At 73.3% G+C, this 570-nt stretch carries 1 protein-coding gene; it reads right to left on the reverse strand.

The features are described from left to right. Nucleotides 1-234: 234 nt before the first annotated feature. The gene (locus tag VQ03_RS34135; protein WP_048454612.1) at nt 235-444 is read right to left on the reverse strand and encodes a hypothetical protein; all 210 of its coding nucleotides are present in this window, start codon (nt 442-444) and stop codon (nt 235-237) included. Between the last annotated feature and the right edge of the window lie 126 nt (nt 445-570).

The following is a 570-nucleotide window of genomic DNA, read 5'->3' on the forward strand; positions in this document are numbered from 1 at the left end:
CGAGCTCGGGCGTCGTCGCGACCCGGGTGGGGTGGGCGTGAGGCGGATCTCGGCTTCGCCCAAGTGCCGCAGCCCAAGTGCCGCAGCCCAAGTGCCGCAGCCGAGATGCTGCACGAGCCCAAGTGCCGCGCGGCACTTGCGCCCGCGCGGCACTTGGGCTCGTGCAGCATCTCGGCTGCGGCACTTGGGCTGCGGCACTTGGGCTGCGGCACTTGGGCGAAGCCGAGATCCGCCTCACGCCCACCCCACCCGGGTCGCGGCGGCGCGCGGCTCGGGCGTCGTCGCGTAGCGGCCCTTCCCGTCGGCCTTGGCGCGGTAGAGCGCCGCATCGGCCTCGGCGAGGAGCGCCTCCGGCCCCATCCCCGGCATCGCCCAGCCGATCCCGATGCTGAGGCCGATGCCGACCCCGAAACCGTCCGGCCCGAGCTCGTAGGGCACCTTCACGGCCTCGATCAGGCGCGCCGCGTCTCGCCGTCGCGATGACCCCCTTGTGCGACCTGCCGCTGAAGACCGTGTTGCCGATCCATCGCGCCGACGCCTGGTACCTGACGGGCACGCTCCTGGGTCTGA

The sequence above is a fragment of the Methylobacterium tarhaniae genome, from assembly GCF_001043955.1.
Taxonomy (GTDB): domain Bacteria; phylum Pseudomonadota; class Alphaproteobacteria; order Rhizobiales; family Beijerinckiaceae; genus Methylobacterium; species Methylobacterium tarhaniae.